Raw genomic sequence first — 16,730 nt, forward strand, 5'->3', positions numbered from 1 at the left:
CACGGCCGGCGGGTAACGTCCCGTGTTCCAGCTCACGGCAACCCGGTGGCGGCGCCCCCGCGCCCCACCGCGACCGGCAGGGTGTGAGGAATGAACTACGGCGATCCCAGTTCTTCGCGTGGGCGGGCCCAGATCCCGGGCCCGAACGGCGACCCCGGTTCCGAGTGGAACCAGGGCGGGAACGGTTGGTCCGGCTCCCCGGACGGCGGCGCCTCGGCGCGCGCCTCCGCGGCACCGTACGGCTCGGGCGGCCGGGCCTCGGTCGGTGGCGCCGCTCCGGCGCCGCGCCCGGCATCGGGCTCGGCCTCGGTGGGCCGGGCCGGCGCGGGCGGCCGCGCCTCGGTGCCCGTCTCGCCGGCACCCGGCGCCTCCGGGCGCGCGGGCGCCGGACGGGCGTCGGTTCCGGTCTCCCCGGCCGCTCCGGCCGGACGTGCCGCGGTCGGCGCGGCGAGCGTGGGGGCGGCGAGCGTGGGCGGGCGCGCGAGCGTCGGCGCCCGGGCGAGCGTCGGCGCGGCGGCGGTGGGCGGCCGCGCCCGGGTGCCCGGCTCCGCCGGTGGCGGTCCCGGCGGTCCCGGCGGCCCGACCGGCCCCGGCCGGGGCGGTCGCGGCGAGGACCCGGCGCGCGCGAAGAAGCGCCGCCGGATCAACATGCTGATCGCCGGCTTCGCCGTGTTCATCATGCTCGCCGGCATCGGCGTGGTGAGCTTCACCTGGTACTCCACCAAGGTGGTGCTCCCGGAGGACACGATCCCGCCGCTGTCCACCACGATCTTGGACTCGAGCGGCAAGGCCTTCGCGCGGATCGGTGACCAGAACCGCCAGCTCGTCACCATCGACCAGATTCCGGAGCACGTCCAGCACGCGGTGGCCGCGGCGGAGGACCGGAACTTCTACAAGCACTCCGGTGTGGACTACAAGGGCATCACGCGGGCCGCGTGGAACAACCTCACCGGCGGCGACAAGCAGGGCGCCTCGACCATCACCCAGCAGTACGCGCGCAACGCGTTCGACCACCTGGACCAGGACACGTACGGCCGCAAGGTGAAGGAGGCGATCCTCGCCTCCAAGCTGAACGACAAGTACGACAAGCGCGTGATCATGCAGCACTACCTGAACGTCATCTACTTCGGCCGGGGCGCCTACGGCATCCAGTCGGCGGCGCAGACGTACTTCGCCAAGAACGTCAAGGACCTGAACGTCGCCGAGGCCGCGGTGCTCGCCGCCCTGATCAAGCAGCCGGAGCCCAGCGCCACGCACAAGGGCTACGACCCGGCCATCAACGCGCAGGCCGCCGTCGACCGGTGGAACTATGTGATCAACGGCATGATCACGGAGAAGTGGCTGGACGCGCCGAACACGCCGCAGCACCCCACCGAGTACCCGAAGAACATCCAGAAGCCGTCGAAGAGCAGCGCTGGTGGCTACGGCATCGACACCCCGTACGGCAACGTCGTCAACTACGTCTCGCAGGAACTGCGCGAGATGAAGCTCTGCACCGACAACGAGGCCGAGGTGACGGACAAGAAGCCGCTGTGCGCCAAGGCGCTCAGCCGCGGCGGCTACAGGATCACCACCACGATCAACCGGAAGATGCAGGAGGCGGCGCTCGACGCGGCCCAGCGGGCCAGGAAGGGCTCCGAACTCGCCGGCCAGCGGTCGAACCTGATGGCCGCCGTGGTGGCGATCGACCCGAAGACCGGCCGCGTGCTCGCCTACTACGGCGGTGACAACGGCACCGGCACCGACTACGCCGGAAAGAACGTCGACAACGGCGTCGTGAGCGGTGGCCACTCACCGGGTTCGAGCTTCAAGATCTACACGCTCGCCGCGGCGCTCAAGGAAGGCATCTCGCTCAAGTCCCGGTGGAAGGGCACGGCCTTCACGCCGAAGGGCACCAAGTTCAAGGTCAGCAACGCCGGCGCGGACAAGGTTTCCTGCGGTGACTCCTGCACGCTCGAACTGTCGACGCTGAAGTCGCTGAACGTGCCGTTCTACTACATCACCGAGCAGATCGGCCCGGACAAGGTGCTCGACATGGCCAAGCAGGCCGGCGTCACCACGATGTGGCAGACCGACACCAACCCGGCCAAGGCGCACGACCTGACCAAGGCCGACCCGAAGGACCTGGCACCGTCGCCGTTCTTCCACGTCCTCGGGTACGGCCAGTACCCGATCACGGTGCTCGACCACGCCAACGGCGTCGCCACGTTCGCGAACCAGGGCATGTACCACAAGGCGCACTTCATCCGGAAGGTGGAGAAGCAGAACCCGGACACGGGTAAGTGGGACCTGGTCGGCGCGGAGAAGCTCAAGGGGCAGCAGCGGATCGACAAGGACATCGTCGCCGACGTCACCTCCGTGCTCAAGCAGTACCCGGCCCAGATCAACAAGCGGCTCGACGACGGCCGTCAGGTGGCCGAGAAGACCGGCACCTGGGAACTCGGCGACAAGACCACCCGCAACGGCGACGCCTGGATGATCGGCTACACGCCGCAACTCGCCACCGCGGTATGGGTCGGCAACGTCAAGGACCGCAAGCCGATCCAGTACAAGGACGGCCGGGACATCAGCGGCGCCCGGATGCCGGGTGACATCTTCAAGCGCTTCATGGACGACGCGCTCAAGGGCAAGGACAAGGAAGAGTTCCCGCCCGCGGCGAACGTCGGCAAGGACGACGCCGGCAACGGCGAGGCCCCGCCGCCGCCGGCGAACGAGCCGGGCCAGCCGGGCGGACCGGGCTGCGACCCGCTGGGCCTGTTCTGCCCCGGCGGTACGCCCGGCGGCGGCAACCCCGGCGGCGGCGACCAGGGTGGTAACCCCGGCGGGGGCGGGCTACCCGGTGGCGGCGGACGCCCCGGCGGTGGTGGCGGCGGTGGCGGGCTGCTACCGAGCACGCCACCGACACGCCAGAACTGACGCGCACGACCTGACGGCGGCGGCCGGACCCGAGCGGTCCGGCCGCCGCCGGCGTTTCGCGTACCGGAATTTCTCCGCGCGCGACGGGACGGCGACCCCCTGTGTACGGCAGGATGCCTCTCCATGAGCACCCAGTCGCCCGCAGGCATCGATGAGCCCGGCGCGTCCGAGGCGGCGCCGCGATCGGCCGAGACGATTGACCACCCGTCCCGCTCGGACTGGTTCGTCCGCGGCGCCTCCGGTCTGATCGGGGGGCCGCTCGGCGACCACGCCGCCGCCCTGGACCGGCCGGCCGACCGCGAGAGCCGGTTCTGGACCGCCGGCCGGATCGTGCTGGCGCTGGTCTGCCTGACGCTGGCACTGCACTGGGTGCAGAAATCCCCCTGCCAGGACGGCGCGTGGCAGAACAACATCCAGTACACCCGCATGTGCTATACCGACGTGCTGGCGCTCTACTACGCCGAAGGGCTCAACGAGGGCAAGGTGCCCTACGCCGACCACCCGGTGGAGTACCCGGTGCTGACCGGCTACTTCATGGGCGCGCTCGGCCTGCCGGTGCACGCCCTCGGCGTCGACAACCCCGCCATCAACCAGGGGCAGTGGTTCTACAACCTCAACGCGCTGGTGCTCGGCGCGCTCGCCGTCGCCACCGTCGCGGTCATCCTCAGCCTGCGCCGCCGACGACCCTGGGACGCCGCGTTGTTCGCGCTCTCCCCGGCCCTGGTGCTCACCGCCACCGTCAACTGGGACCTGCTCGCCATCGGCCTGGCCGCGTTCGGCCTGCTGGCCTGGGCGCGCGCCCGCCCCGACCGGTACGCGATGCTGCTGCCCGCGGTGGCGGGCGTCCTGATCGGACTCGGCGGCGCGGCCAAGATGTGGCCGCTGTTCCTCCTCGGCCCGATCCTGGTGCTCGCGCTACGGGCCGGAAAACTGGCCGCCGGGCTCGTCGCCACCGCCACCGCACTGGTGTCCCTCGTGGCGGTCAACCTGCCCGTGGCGATCCCCTACCGGGAGAACTGGGAACGCTTCTTCGACCTGAACACCACACGACCCATCGACTGGGGCACGCTCTGGTACATCGGCCGCTACCTGGACGGCCGGATCAGCCCGTCCGCACCCGGCGAACTCGGGCCGTTCGAATGGCTCAACGCCAACATCCCCACGCTCAACTGGGTGTCGTACCTGCTCTTCGGGCTGGCCTGCCTCGGCGTGGCCGGGCTGGCGCTGCTGGCGCCGCGCCGGCCCCGGCTGGCCCAGCTCGCCTTCCTGGTGGTCGCCGCGTTCCTCATCTTCAGCAAGGTCTGGTCCCAGCAGTTCGTGCTCTGGCTGCTGCCGCTCGCGGTGCTCGCCCGGCCGCGCTGGGGCGCGTTCCTCGCCTGGCAGATCGCCGAGGTCGGCTACTTCGCCGCGTTCTACGGCGAACTGCTCGGCACGGCCATGTCCCGGCCCGTCTTCCCCGAGGGCGTCTTCGTGCTGGCGTCGAGCCTGCGCCTGATCACCGTGGCGGTGCTCTGCGGATTCATCATCCGGGACATCGTGCGGCCCGAACTCGACGCGGTCCGGCAGACCTACGCCGACGACCCCGACGGCGGGGTGCTCGACGGCGCGCCCGACGCGCCCTGGCACCGGCGCTGGCGGGCGCGCGCCGCCGAACAGCCCGCCGAACCCGTGCCCGTCTGAGCGACGGGAGCAGGTCGGTCTAGAGCCGGAACACGACCGCCTCGCCGACCTGCTCCCGGGCCACGCCCAGCGCGTCGACCGGCCGGTCCAGCATCCCCTCCCACGGGGTGCCCTCCAGCTCGTCGCGCAACACCACCACGTTCTTCACGCCGATCTGCCGCAGGTAGTCGACGCTCGCGTAGTCCGGGAAGCTGACAGTGGCCTCGCGGATCCGGGCCTGGGACCGGGGCGTGAAGCCGCTGCCGCCGTTGACCATCGGCTGGAACCGGTCGGTGGACCAGAGCATCACCGGCTGATCCAGGTTCTGACTGCTCGGCAGCACGAGCATCGGCCCGTCCACGGTCCGCAGCGCCGCCGGCTGCCGCGGCACCACCGGCTGCGGCGTGGCGTTCAACCCCTCCACCAGCACCAGAGCCAACGGCAGCAGCGTCGCCAGCCGCAGCCACGGACCCGGCCACGGCGGTACCCGCTCGGCGGCCAGCTCGCGTACCCGTATGCAGAACGCGGTGACCGCGCCCGCCGCGAGCAGGCCCAGCAGCAGCGTGGTCCAGAGCATCATCCGGCCCGGGGTCCGCAGCCCGCTCCAGCCCGGCAGGTAGTCGAAGAGCGGCACGTAGGTGAACCGGCCGCCGAAGAACCGGGTGCCCATCGCCAGCGCCATCGTGACGAGCACACCGGCGAGCAGGAAGATCCGGTGCCGGACCCGCCACACCGAGAAGAACAGGCCCCCGGCGGCGAGCGCGTAGAGCACGAAGCCCGGCAGCAACGTCATCTCCGGATGCCAGGGCAGCACGGCCCGCGCGCCCTCGTGCAGACCACCCCAGACCCGGGACTCGGCCGGCGCGGTGAAGAACCCGCTCGCCGGCGGCGAGTAGAGCCCGATGTCGCCGATCGTGCGCTCCGCGTTCGGGTGCAGCTCGGCGACCTTGAAGTAGGGCACCGCCAGCGCCGCGCCCACCGCCGCGAAGACGAGCCCGCCCAGCACGTCGGCCAGGAACAGCCGCCGGCCGAACGGGCGCTTCACCTTGCGTCGCCGCACGAACCACAGCACCACCGAGACCAGGACCACCCCGGCCAGCATGTACGCGAACGGCAGCCCGATGCCGAAGCCGAGACTGAGCTGCCACGCGGCCACCAGCCACCCGGCGAACGCCCAGCCCGCGTGCCGGCGGCGCGGCCGGTACCCGTACCGCAGTGACCAGCCGTGCCCCCGGGCCAGCATGGCCAGCGCCAACGGGATGCCGCCGTTGGAGATGATGTGCAGGTGGCCGGCCTGGGCCAGCAGCCACGGCGCGTAGGCGAAGCTCGCCCCGGCCACCGCGCCGCCGATCCGGCCCGCGCCGAGCTGCCGGGCCAGCGCGTACGCGCCGAACGCGGCGAGCGCGTGCGCCAGCACGAACATGATGTTGTAGCGCAGCACGGCGTGCTCCGGGCCGACCCCGATCAGGCCGGCCGGGGCGTACCCGAGGAGCGTGTCGGAGAACGCGAAGCTCCAGTTCTCCGGATAGAACGTGTTCGAGTGCCACAGCTGCGCCGGGTTCGTCCGCAGGATGTGCCCGGACCAGGCCATCTGCCACGCCTGCAGGCTCGGGTCCCAGTAGTCCTGCGGCAGCGTGTGCCGCGGATAGCGCAGCGTGGGCCAGGTCATCGCCGCCGCCAGCGCCAGCGCGGCGACGACGGCGAGCGTCCACTCGTGCACCAGGAACCGGCCCACGGCGCGGACGGCCCGGCGGGGGCGGCCGAGCACCGGCTCGGGTGCCGGACCGAACGCGGACCAGGGGTCGGCCGGCTCGTCGTCGCCCGTACCGTCCTGCTTCGCGGCGTCGCTCTTCTCCGCGGCGTCGCCGTCCTTCTTGGCGGCGTCCGCTCTGTCCCGGGCCTCGGCCTCGGTCCCGGCTTCGGTGCCGGCCTCCGCCTTGTCGGTGCCGGCACCCGCCTTGTCGGCGGTGCTCGTCTTGTCGGCGGTGCTCGTCTTGTCGGCGGTGCTCGCCGTGCCTGCCGCCTTCGCCGCGCCGGTGCGGCGAGCCTTGCGGGTCCGCTTCGCCTTGCCGGCACTCGTCACCGTGCCCGCGGTGTCGTCCTCACCGGAGCTGTCCGCGCCGGACGCGCGCTCGTCGGGCGAGCCGCTCCCCGGCCCGGCCCCGGCCGCGTCGTCCGGCGGGTTCTTCGCGCCGGTCCCGTCCGCCCGGGTCTCGGCGCCGGACCGGCGGCCGGTCGTGCCGGACTTCTCGGCGGTCACTCCGCCGCACCCAACTGCCCGCGCAGGAACGCGATGTCGGCGGCCTGGCCCTCGACGCCGCCGGGGGTCTCCACGATCACCGGCGCGCCTGCCGCGCGGATCACCGCCACCAGCAGCTCCGGGTCGATGGTGCCGCCGGTGAGGTTGTCGTGCCGGTCCTGACCGGAGTTGAAGGCGCCCTTCGAGTTGTTCGCGTGGATCAGGTCGATCCGGCCGGTGATCGCCTTCACCCGGTCGACCAGGCCCAGCAGCTCCTCGCCGCCCGCGTGGGCGTGGCAGGTGTCGAGGCAGAAGCCGACCTCGTGGTCGCCGAGCGCGTCCCAGAGCCGGGCCAGCGAGTCGAGGTGCCGGGCACAGGCGTTGTCACCACCGGCGGTGTTCTCGATCAGCACCGGCAGCGGGAATCCGCCGGACTCCGCCGCGTACGCGAAGGTCTTGCGCCAGTTGTCGAAGCCGACGGCGACGTCCTGGCCGGCGTTGACGTGGCCGCCGTGCACGATCAGGCCCTTGGCGCCGACGGCCGCCGCGGCGGTGGCGTGGGCGAGCAGCAGCTTGCGGCTGGGGATGCGGATCCGGTTGTTGAGCGTGGCCACGTTGATCACGTACGGCGCGTGCACGTAGAGGTCGACGTCGGCGGCGCGCAGGCGCTCGGCGTCCTCGCGCGGCTTCGGGGCCTTCCAGCCCTGCGGGTCGGCCAGGAAGAACTGCACCGCCTCGGCCTGCCGGGCGGCCGCCTCGGCCAGCGGGTCGGTCGGATCGACGTGGGCTCCGATTCGCATGCAGGGCAGCCTACGTCGCGCCTGCGACGGTCGCCGCGCTCGCCGGAGGCGCCCGGCGGGTCGGAGGCGTCACCACCCGGCCCGGCGGTCGTTGTCCGAGGTGGGATCGATGGTCGACGCTCCGCCCGGACGTGGTCCACAGCACGTACGGGTGAGGGGGCCGACGCCCGGTGACGGGACGCCCCGGCGTGCGGCCCGGCACGACGGGGCGGGATCCATCAGGAATCCGGCACACCAAATGGAAGTCCGGACTAAATCCTCAATTTACCCCAAGTGGTGACGAGAGCCATTGTATGGTCAGCACAGGTGACAACACGATAAAGCTCCGCGGGGCGTCTTCGATCCAACCTCATCGGTGTGGTCGTTCCTCCCCAGGTCCCACCCAAGGAATGCGGACGGGACGCCCCGCGGCCCCGTGGACAGGGGTCCACCTGCCGGCTCTCGAGGCCGAAGGTGGGCCCCTGTCGCCGCGTCCGGGCCGTGCCGGTCGACCGGTCCGTCCATGATCGTCCGCACCGGCTATCCTGGTCCGGTTGTCCGTGTCCAGCCGGGTTCCCCCGGAACCGGTCACGGCAACGACGCACGACCTCCTGCCACGGAAGGACCGTGGCCGCTTAGCCCACAGGAGGTGAGCACGTCTTGCGTCATTACGAAGTCATGGTGATCCTCGACCCCAGCCTCGAGGAGCGCACCGTCGCCCCGTCGCTCGACACGTACCTGAACGTGATCCGGACCGCGGGTGGCTCGGTGGAGAAGACCGACGTGTGGGGCCGCCGGCGCCTCGCGTACGAGATCAACAAGAAGGCCGAGGGCATCTACGCCGTCATCGACCTCCAGGCGACGCCGGAGGCCGTTGGCGAGCTGGACCGTCAGCTCCGACTCAACGAGTCGGTGCTGCGCACCAAGGTCATCCGTCCGGAGATGCGCTGAGCATCTAGTCCCGGCACGTCCGGATCAAGCCTCATCCACGCTGTCGTACGGCTCTGAGAGCCTGTACCGCACAAAGATGAGTGCGCGAGGAGATGGTCATGGCAGGAGACACCACCATCACGGTCATCGGCAACCTGACCGATGACCCCGAGTTGCGTTTCACCCCCTCCGGCGCGGCGGTCGCCAAGTTCCGGGTCGCTTCGACGCCCCGCTTCATGGACAAGGCCTCCGGCGAGTGGAAGGACGGCGAGCCGCTGTTCCTCTCGTGCACGGTCTGGCGCCAGGCCGCCGAGAACGTCGCCGAGTCGCTGCAGCGTGGCGCTCGGGTGATCGTGTCCGGCCGGCTGCGTCAGCGGTCGTACGAGACCCGTGAGGGTGAGAAGCGCACCGTCATCGAGCTGGAGGTCGACGAGATCGGCCCGTCGCTGCGCTACGCCACGGCGAAGGTGCAGAAGATGTCCCGCTCCGGCGGCGGTGGCGGCGGCTTCGGTGGTGGTGGCGGCCAGGGTGGCGGCGGAGGCAACTTCGACGACCCCTGGGCCTCTGCTGCCCCCGCCCCCTCCCGCGGTGGTTCGGGCGGAAACTTCGACGAGGAGCCTCCGTTCTAATGGCGCCGAGCGCCCGCGATCGCAAACCAGGAGCACGAGCAATGGCTAAGGCTGCGGCACTTCGCAAGCCGAAGAAGAAGGTGAACCCGCTCGACAAGGACGGGATCACCTACATCGACTACAAGGACACCGCGCTGCTGCGCAAGTTCATCTCCGACCGCGGCAAGATCCGCGCTCGGCGGGTGACCGGCGTGACCTCGCAGCAGCAGCGGCAGATCGCCCGTGCGGTCAAGAACGCCCGCGAGATGGCGCTCCTGCCGTACACGGCCACGGCCCGCTGAGAGGAGGCACGGACATGAAGATCATCCTCACTCAGGAGGTGTCCGGCCTCGGCTCTCCGGGCGACATCGTCGAGGTGAAGGACGGCTTCGGCCGTAACTACCTGCTGCCGCAGGGCTTCGCGATCGCCTGGACCAAGGGCGCGGAGAAGCAGGTCACGGTCATCAAGCGGGCCCGCTCGGCCCGCGAGATCCGCGACCTGGGCCACGCCACCGAGGTCAAGACCCAGATCGAGGGTCTGAAGGTCAACCTGAAGGCCCGCGCCGGCGACGGCGGCCGGCTCTTCGGCTCGGTCACCCCGGCCGAGATCGTCGACGCCGTCAAGGCCGCCGGCGGCCCGACCCTGGACCGCCGCCGGCTGGAGCTGCCCGGCCACATCAAGGCGCTCGGCTCCTACCCGGTCAGCATCCGGCTGCACCCCGAGGTGACCGCCAAGTTCGACCTGAACGTGGTCAAGGGCTGACACCCGTAGCACGACGCGAAGGGCCCGCACCGGACACCGGTGCGGGCCCTTCCGCATCTCCGTCACCACGGCCCCGGCCGCACCTCCGGGTCTCAGCCGAGGGGGTTGCCGGTCACCGCGCTGATCACCACGGTCGACAGACCACCGCCCACCACGGCAGCCGCCAGCGCCACCGTCGCCGCCCGCCAGGTCGTCCCGACCTGCCGTAGCAGCACCGCCACCACCAGGCTGCTCACCAGCGCCAAACCGAACCGCGGCGCCGCCGACACCAGCGAATCCAGGGCATGCGTACGCGGCGAGTCGCAACCGCCACCGGTGATGTCGGTGACGCAACCCTCCGGCGGCTGACCGCTCAGGAACAGCAGACCGACGAGTAGCAGCACGGCCGGGACCAGATAGCAGGCCACCGTGTAGACCAGAGGCCGCAGCGGACCGCCCGGATCCGGATCCAGCAGGTCGTCTTCCAGCCGCCGGCCCCACGAGCCGCCACCGATCGTCTCCACCCGCCGGCGCAGCGTCGACCCGGCCGGCGCCACCGGCCGACCGCGCGGCACGGCACGCGGACGCGGAGCCGAGTACGCCACCGCCGGTGACCTCGGCGCCGACGGCGGTGTCTCCATCCACCGCGGATCGTCCCCGGCCAGCCGGGTACCCGACCAGAACGCCTCGGCCCGCTCCGGTGACGCCCATCCCTCCCGCACCGGCGGAGCCGTGCGATCCCACGGATCGACCTCGTCGCGCACCGGCTCCAGATAACCGGTGTCGGTGAACCGGTCCCACTCGCCCGTGTGCTCCGTGCGGTCCCACCGGCGTTCCGCCTGCTCCCAGCGGCCACCGGGCGCCGACCGGCCCCAGGCGTGCACGCCCGACGCGTCCCACGGGTCGACCGCAGGCGGCGGCTCCGGCGGCTCACGGTCGGCCGCCCGACGCCGCTGCCAGGGATCCGCCGCCGGCCGGGACTGCTCCGAACCCGACGGGGCCACCGACCGCGACCAGCCCGTCTCCGAAGCCGCCGAGGACGACCAGCCCGGCTCCGAAGCCGACCGGCCCGACGACGCCGACCGCGACCAGCCCGACTCCGACTCCGACGCCGGCCGCCGCGACTCCGGCACCGCCGACGCGGGCCAGTCGGCATCCGACGCGGCCGGACGGGACCGGTCCGAGCCCGCAACCGCCGAACGCGACCAGGCGGAGTCCGACGCCACCGGCGGCGGCCAGGAAGAACCCGACGCCGAACGACGCCGCCCGCCCGGCCGCCCGCTGTCCCGCGCGGCTTCCTCGTCGCCCGAGCCCGCCGAATCCGGCAGCCCGGACCAGATCACCTGCGGACGCCGGGTCGCCGCGCGACGGGGACGACTACGCGGCGACACCCCCGACACCGGCTCGTCGTCCGAGTCGGCACGCCTGTTCCCCACGTACCCCCGCTCCTGGGGGGCGTCCATCGTCCACTCGGCGGTGTGGTCCGACAACGGACCCGCACCTGTCGCCCGCGGCTCGGGCCGATCGCGCCGGCGGCGGCCCGCCTCCGTGCGCCGGCCACCCTCGGACGACGGCGTCTCGACCTCGATCTCGTCGTCGTCGGGCGCCGCGTGCCGCCCGCCACCGTCCGCGCGGCTCACCCCGGACTCCAGAGCCCAGCGGGGAAGGTAGGTGTCCACCGGCTCGTCCTGGCCGCGTTCGATCGCCCGCCGCCGACTCGGCGTGCGGTAGCTCTCCGGCGCGTACGAGTCGGCCCGGCGCGGCCCGGCGGGCTCGTCCCAGGAACCGCTCGGCCGTCGCTCGCGCGGGCTGTCCTCCCCGCTTCCCCAGTCCCGGTGTCTCACGGCCGGAGCGTGACCTCTCTCAACCCGAAAGTAAACCCGCTGTCCCAGGTGTCGCCGTTCGCAGCGATAGTACGGGACGAACGACGACAAAGCTCAGCCGGAAATCTTCCGTCCACAGGGTGGGGACAGTAAAAGCGCAGGTCAGAGGCGATACGCCCGGAATTCCCCATCACTTTTCCACACCCTGTGCACACCCTGCGCACATGCCGGTCCCCAGGCGTCCACAGGTTGTCCCGAGGCTCATCCACCGGCCTTGTTGAGTCGCTGACCTCGGGTTCCGTATCGTGGTCCCCCCGACCGCCGGGCGATGACCCCCGATCGACCGGAGGGGTCGGCGGAAGTTGTCACACCCCAGCGATAGAGCTGGACTCGATCCGACGCAGCAAGGGGGGCACCCGTGTCGGTCACCGACGAGGCGCGTACGGAACGGACCGGGGGGCAACCGTCGTCCGAGCCGCCGCCGCCGCGCGACGCGCCGTTCGAGAAGACACCACCGCAGGACGTGGCCGCCGAGCAGTGCGTACTCGGCGGCATGCTGCTGTCCAAGGACGCCATCGCGGACGTCGTGGAGATCCTGAAGACCAACGACTTCTACCGCCCCGTCCACGCCACCATCTTCGACGCGATCCTCGACATCTACGGACGCGGCGAACCCGCCGACCCGATCACCGTCGCCGCCGCGCTCGCCGACTCCGGCGACCTCGCCCGCATCGGCGGCGCGCCCTACCTGCACACGCTCATCGCCAGCGTGCCCACCGCCGCGAACGCCGCCTACTACGCCCGCATCGTCGGGGAACGGGCGGTGCTCCGCCGCCTCGTCGAGGCCGGCACCCGGATCGTGCAGCTCGGCTACGGCACCGGGCCGAGCGGCAGCCGCGACGTCGACGACATCGTCGACCTCGCCCAGCAGGCCGTCTACGAGATCACCGAGAAGCGCGTCAGCGAGGACTTCGCGGTCCTGGCCGACATGCTGCAGCCCACGCTCGACGAGATCGAGGCGGTCGGCGCCCAGGGCGGCGTGATGACCGGTGTGCCGACCGGCTTCACCGACCTGGACCGACTGCTCAACGGCCTGCACGCCGGCCAACTTATTATCGTGGCCGGCAGGCCTGGTTTGGGCAAATCAACCGCATCTATGGACTTTGCCCGAAATGCGGCCATCCGGGCCAACCAGGCGTCGGCGATCTTCTCGCTGGAAATGAGCAAGGTCGAGATCGTCATGCGACTGCTCTCGGCCGAGGCGCGCGTACCGCTACACGTCCTGCGCAGCGGGCAGCTCTCCGACGACGACTGGACCAAGCTGGCCCGCTGCATGGGCGAGATCAGCGAGGCGCCGCTCTTCGTCGACGACACCCCGAGCATGAACCTGATGGAGATCCGGGCGAAGGCGCGGCGGCTCAAGCAGAAGCACGACCTGAAGCTGATCGTGGTCGACTATCTCCAGCTGATGACCTCACCGAAGCGCACCGAGAGCCGGCAGCAGGAGGTCGCGGACCTGTCCCGTGGCCTGAAGCTGCTGGCCAAGGAAGTCGAGTGCCCGGTGATCGCGGTGAGTCAGCTGAACCGTGGCCCGGAACAGCGTACCGACAAGCGTCCGCAATTGTCCGACTTGCGTGAATCGGGATCAATTGAGCAGGATGCGGACGTTGTTATCCTTTTGCACCGCGACGACTACTACGACAAGGAGTCGCCGCGCGCGGGCGAGGCGGACTTCATAATCGCCAAGCACAGGAATGGGCCGACCGACACGGTGACGGTTGCCGCCCAGTTGCACCTGTCGCGCTTCGTGGACATGGCGATCGTCTGAGCGGCGTCAGCCGAGCAGCGGGAACCAGCCGGCGGCCTCGCCCAGCTCCAGCCGGTCCCGGTCGGTCAGCGGCACCCGGCCGGCGGCCTTCAGCAGGTACTCGTGGTCGTCCCAGCCGGCCGGCCGTACCGCCTCGTCGCTGAGCAGCCCGTCCATGGTGGTCACCGCGACCCGCGTCGGGTCGGCCGCCGGCAGCGGCGCGTCCGGCAGGTCCACCACGAGGTCGAGGTGGTGGATGACCGCCTCGGTGGTCAGGGTGGCGAGCAGATGGGGTACGCGCAGCACGTGACCCTGGGTGGTCACGTACCCGTCGGGGTCTATTGCGGTGGCCGCGCGGACGGCGGCGGGCGCGGTGTCGGACCAGAGCCGGACCACGCCGGTGGGCCGGTCGAAGGCGACGGCGGAGCGGCGTGCCCACCAGGCGTGCCGGGCGCTCGCGTCGTCGTCGCCGGGAGGGAACGCGCGCCAGTAGCTGACGTCGTCCACGTCGGGCGGCCCGGGTGCGGGGCTGGCCAGGGCGACGAGCGCGCGCTGGGCGTCGCAGAGCACGTGGAAGAGCAGGTCGGCGACGAGCCAGCCGCGGCACCGGGTGGGGCGTTGCAGGGCGGCGTCGTCGAGCGGGGTGACCACGGCGGTGATGCCGTCGTACGCCTGGGCCAGCGCCTCGTGCTGCCGGATCGGGCTCATGCCGTGCAGCCTGCCACGGCGCGCAGCGCCCGGCACGGTGAAGAAGTACGACGACGGGCACGCCGGGTCGATGCGGCGCACCGGCCCGGCGTGGTCGACGTCGGCGGTCAGTCGAACAGTTCGCCGAGGAAGCCGTGCTTCTTCTTCCGGCGGTAGTGGCCGTGGTAGCCGTAGTGCTGCTGGCCGTGGCCGTACGCGGGCTGGGCGTAGCCGTGGCCGGGCGGCGGCGGAGGCGGGGGCGGGGGGACCGCGCCGTAGCCGGGCTGGTGCGGCGCGGCGGGCGGGGGCGGCGGAGGCGGCGGGTAACCGGCGCCGGACGGCGCGGGCTGGCGGGCGCCGCCGTGCTGCTGGTTCCAGTTGGCCTCGGCATCGAACAGCTTTTCCAGCTCGCCGCGGTCGAGGAAGATGCCCCGGCATTCGCCGCACTGGTCGATGACTACTCCGCTGCGCTCGTACTGGCGCATCTCTCCGCGGCACTTGGGACAGGTCATCTGCATGACAACGACGGTACCGGGTGTTTTCACGCGGTGGCGGTCAGCGCCTGCGTGACCTCGTCGTCGGTGACCTCGTGGAAGTCCTCGTAGTACGCGCCGACGGCGGCGAAGTCGGGCGGGAGTTGGCAGCTCACGACCGTGTCGGCTTCGGGCGCGAGCATCTCGTACGCCTGCTCGGAGCCGACCGGGACGGCGACGAGGACGCGGGCGGCGCCGAGGTGGCGGGCGACCTGGACGGCGGCGCGTGCGGTGGCGCCGGTGGCGAGTCCGTCGTCCACGACGACGGCGGTGCGTCCGGTCAGGTCCAGTGGCGGGCGGCCGCCGCGGTAGCGCTGTTCGCGGCGTTCCAGTTCGGCCTGTTCGCGGCGGCGGACCTGGGCGCGGTCGTTCTCGCTGATCCGGTCGGCGACCATCTCGTTGAGGATCTGCACGCCGCCGGGGCCGAGCGCGCCGTACGCGACCTCGGGCGCCCAGGGCACGCCGAGCTTGCGGACGACCAGCACGTCGAGGGGGGCGCCGAGCCGGTCGGCGATCACCCGGGCGACGGGTACTCCGCCGCGGACCAGGCCGAGCACTATGACGTCGGGTCGGCCGGCGAGGTCGGTCAGACGTTCGGCGAGTTGCCGTCCCGCCTCGGCCCGGTCGCGGTAGGTGGTCATCCCTCAGGTGTACGCCTTCCGGCCGGATCGCGCGGGGCGGTTGCCGGGAATGCCGTCGGGTCGCCTGGTCGGGTGAGCGTCAGCGCCGGGGCGAGCACGAGCAGCGCGATCGGGTAGAGCAGGTAGCCGAAGCGGGTGGAGGGCATGAGCAGGATCGCGGCGAGCAGCCCGTACCCGCAGATGATCGTGGTGGCGGCGGCGGTGCGCGGCGGGCGGCGCAGCAGCCGGACGGCGATGGCTCCTCCGGCGGCGACGAGCAGCGCGGCGGCGACCGCCCGGCCGGCCGGGAGCGTCTCGGCGATCAGGTGGCCGGGGAAGGGTGACTGGGCGGGGCTGGTGACCAGGCCGTGGCCGAGGGGGAAGCGCAGCACGTTCTCGACGAGGGCTTCGCGGTCGACGAGCAGCACCGGGATCAGTGCGAGGACTGGTAGGCCGAGGGCGCCGAGGGCGGTGCGCAGGGTGGCGCGGCGGGTGGCGGCCCAGAAGAGCAGCACGAGGGCGATCGGCCAGGCGAAGAGTTTCAGCGCGCCGGCGGCGCCGACGGCGAGACCGGCGCGGCCGGGTCGGCCGGTGGCGGCGAGTGCGAGGGCGAGCAGGCAGAGCGCGAGTACGGGCAGGTCGTCGCCGCCGGTGGCGAGGGTGAGCGCGCAGACGGGCAGGACGGTGGCGGCTTGAACGGCGCGCAGTACGGCGGCGTCGCGGCGGGGCGCGGCCGGGCCGCCGCTTGCGCGCAGTGTGGCGACGAGGGCGATCACTGTGAGCGCGGTGACGACGGCGAACCAGACGCGGGCGTCGGTCCACCAGGCGTCCACCGCGGCGCGGGGCAGCCCGAACAGGGCCATGCCGGGCTGGTAGGGGGTGTAGCCGAGGAGTTGTTCGCCGGGGGGCAGCGCGGCGATGGCGTCGGGACCGAGGTAGGGGGTGCCGTGCTCGGCGAGGCGGGCGCCGGCGTGTTCGACCACGATCACCTCCTCCTGGGCGCGGTCGGTACGCCCGCCGGCCCGTTCGAGGCTCTGCGTGACGATCGGCAGCAGCGCGGTGGTGGCCCAGGTGATTCCGGTGACCGTCCAGCGTGCGGGCAGCGCGGCCAGGGGTGTTCCGGGGGCGCGGTGGCGGGCGAGCAGTTGCGTGGTCGCGGCGAGGGTGGCGAGCGCGTACCCGATGGTGGCGACGGCGCCCCAGGCGCGGTGCGGCGGCAGTGTGGAGGTGGCGGCGGTGACCGCGGCGAAGACGGCGGCGGCGGCGTAGAGGCCCAGGTCGAGGGCGAGACCACCGGCTGCGGTGTCGAGTGCCGACCAGCGGCGGGAGACGGTGGTTGCGGGGTCGGCGTGGGCGGTCACGCGGGCCAGTCTGGCAGACCGGCGCG

At 72.1% G+C, this 16,730-nt stretch carries 14 protein-coding genes; 7 read left to right on the plus strand and 7 right to left on the minus strand.

Annotated elements, in window-relative coordinates:
• Window positions 1–90 precede the first annotated feature (90 nt).
• Together A4R25_RS23330 and A4R25_RS23335 are read left to right on the plus strand one after the other, a co-directional pair.
• Window positions 91–2,916, plus strand: a complete 2,826-nt coding sequence (locus tag A4R25_RS23330) for a transglycosylase domain-containing protein (RefSeq protein WP_064448060.1) — start codon at window positions 91–93, stop codon at window positions 2,914–2,916.
• A gap of 123 nt (window positions 2,917–3,039) precedes the next feature.
• Window positions 3,040–4,596, plus strand: a complete 1,557-nt coding sequence (locus tag A4R25_RS23335; RefSeq protein ID WP_064448061.1) for a glycosyltransferase family 87 protein — start codon at window positions 3,040–3,042, stop codon at window positions 4,594–4,596.
• A gap of 19 nt (window positions 4,597–4,615) precedes the next feature.
• Here A4R25_RS23335 and A4R25_RS23340 read toward each other — a convergent pair whose 3' ends face one another.
• Complete coding sequence (locus A4R25_RS23340; protein ID WP_064448062.1) at window positions 4,616–6,835, minus strand: ABC transporter permease; 2,220 nt, start codon at window positions 6,833–6,835, stop codon at window positions 4,616–4,618.
• Window positions 6,832–7,614 carry a deoxyribonuclease IV gene (locus tag A4R25_RS23345; protein ID WP_043327701.1) on the minus strand — a complete coding sequence of 261 codons (783 nt, stop codon included), beginning with the start codon at window positions 7,612–7,614 and terminating at the stop codon, window positions 6,832–6,834. Before A4R25_RS23345 ends, A4R25_RS23340 begins: the two co-directional genes overlap by 4 nt.
• 639 nt (window positions 7,615–8,253) lie before the next feature.
• On the opposite strand from A4R25_RS23345, the gene rpsF reads away from it, so the two are divergent.
• The 4 genes from rpsF (at window position 8,254) to rplI (ending at window position 9,894) form a co-directional block, all read left to right on the plus strand.
• Window positions 8,254–8,544 (plus strand): 30S ribosomal protein S6, encoded by a 291-nt coding sequence (gene rpsF, locus A4R25_RS23350; RefSeq protein ID WP_013289357.1) that lies wholly within the window; start codon window positions 8,254–8,256, stop codon window positions 8,542–8,544.
• 80 nt (window positions 8,545–8,624) lie between these two features.
• Window positions 8,625–9,152: a single-stranded DNA-binding protein gene (locus A4R25_RS23355; protein ID WP_018788497.1), complete on the plus strand. Its 528-nt coding sequence runs from the start codon at window positions 8,625–8,627 to the stop codon at window positions 9,150–9,152.
• Window positions 9,153–9,193: 41 nt separating this feature from the next.
• The gene (rpsR, locus tag A4R25_RS23360; RefSeq protein ID WP_007073789.1) at window positions 9,194–9,433 is read left to right on the plus strand and encodes a 30S ribosomal protein S18; all 240 of its coding nucleotides are present in this window, start codon (window positions 9,194–9,196) and stop codon (window positions 9,431–9,433) included.
• A 14-nt stretch (window positions 9,434–9,447) separates the two neighbouring features.
• A complete protein-coding gene (gene rplI / locus A4R25_RS23365) occupies window positions 9,448–9,894 on the plus strand; it encodes a 50S ribosomal protein L9 (RefSeq protein WP_013289354.1) in 447 nt (148 codons plus the stop codon).
• 92 nt (window positions 9,895–9,986) lie between these two features.
• On the opposite strand, the gene A4R25_RS23370 is transcribed toward rplI, so the two are convergent.
• A complete protein-coding gene (locus A4R25_RS23370) occupies window positions 9,987–11,717 on the minus strand; it encodes a hypothetical protein (RefSeq protein ID WP_064448063.1) in 1,731 nt (576 codons plus the stop codon).
• 397 nt (window positions 11,718–12,114) lie between these two features.
• Here A4R25_RS23370 and dnaB point away from each other — a divergent pair, with 397 nt between their 5' ends.
• Window positions 12,115–13,524: a replicative DNA helicase gene (gene dnaB / locus A4R25_RS23375; RefSeq protein WP_064448064.1), complete on the plus strand. Its 1,410-nt coding sequence runs from the start codon at window positions 12,115–12,117 to the stop codon at window positions 13,522–13,524.
• A 6-nt stretch (window positions 13,525–13,530) separates the two neighbouring features.
• Here the strand turns inward: dnaB and A4R25_RS23380 are convergent, their stop codons facing one another.
• The 4 genes from A4R25_RS23380 to A4R25_RS23395 form a co-directional block, all read right to left on the minus strand.
• Complete coding sequence (locus A4R25_RS23380; RefSeq protein WP_043330810.1) at window positions 13,531–14,211, minus strand: maleylpyruvate isomerase N-terminal domain-containing protein; 681 nt, start codon at window positions 14,209–14,211, stop codon at window positions 13,531–13,533.
• A gap of 107 nt (window positions 14,212–14,318) precedes the next feature.
• Window positions 14,319–14,708, minus strand: a complete 390-nt coding sequence (locus A4R25_RS23385; protein WP_064448065.1) for a zf-TFIIB domain-containing protein — start codon at window positions 14,706–14,708, stop codon at window positions 14,319–14,321.
• Between the two features lie 23 nt (window positions 14,709–14,731).
• Window positions 14,732–15,364 (minus strand): phosphoribosyltransferase, encoded by a 633-nt coding sequence (locus A4R25_RS23390; RefSeq protein ID WP_064448066.1) that lies wholly within the window; start codon window positions 15,362–15,364, stop codon window positions 14,732–14,734.
• Window positions 15,361–16,704 (minus strand): glycosyltransferase 87 family protein, encoded by a 1,344-nt coding sequence (locus A4R25_RS23395; protein ID WP_064448067.1) that lies wholly within the window; start codon window positions 16,702–16,704, stop codon window positions 15,361–15,363. The genes A4R25_RS23390 and A4R25_RS23395 overlap by 4 nt, the downstream gene beginning before the upstream one ends.
• Window positions 16,705–16,730 lie beyond the last annotated feature (26 nt).

The sequence above is a fragment of the Micromonospora sp. NBRC 110037 genome, from assembly GCF_001652995.1.
GTDB lineage: Bacteria > Actinomycetota > Actinomycetes > Mycobacteriales > Micromonosporaceae > Micromonospora > Micromonospora chalcea.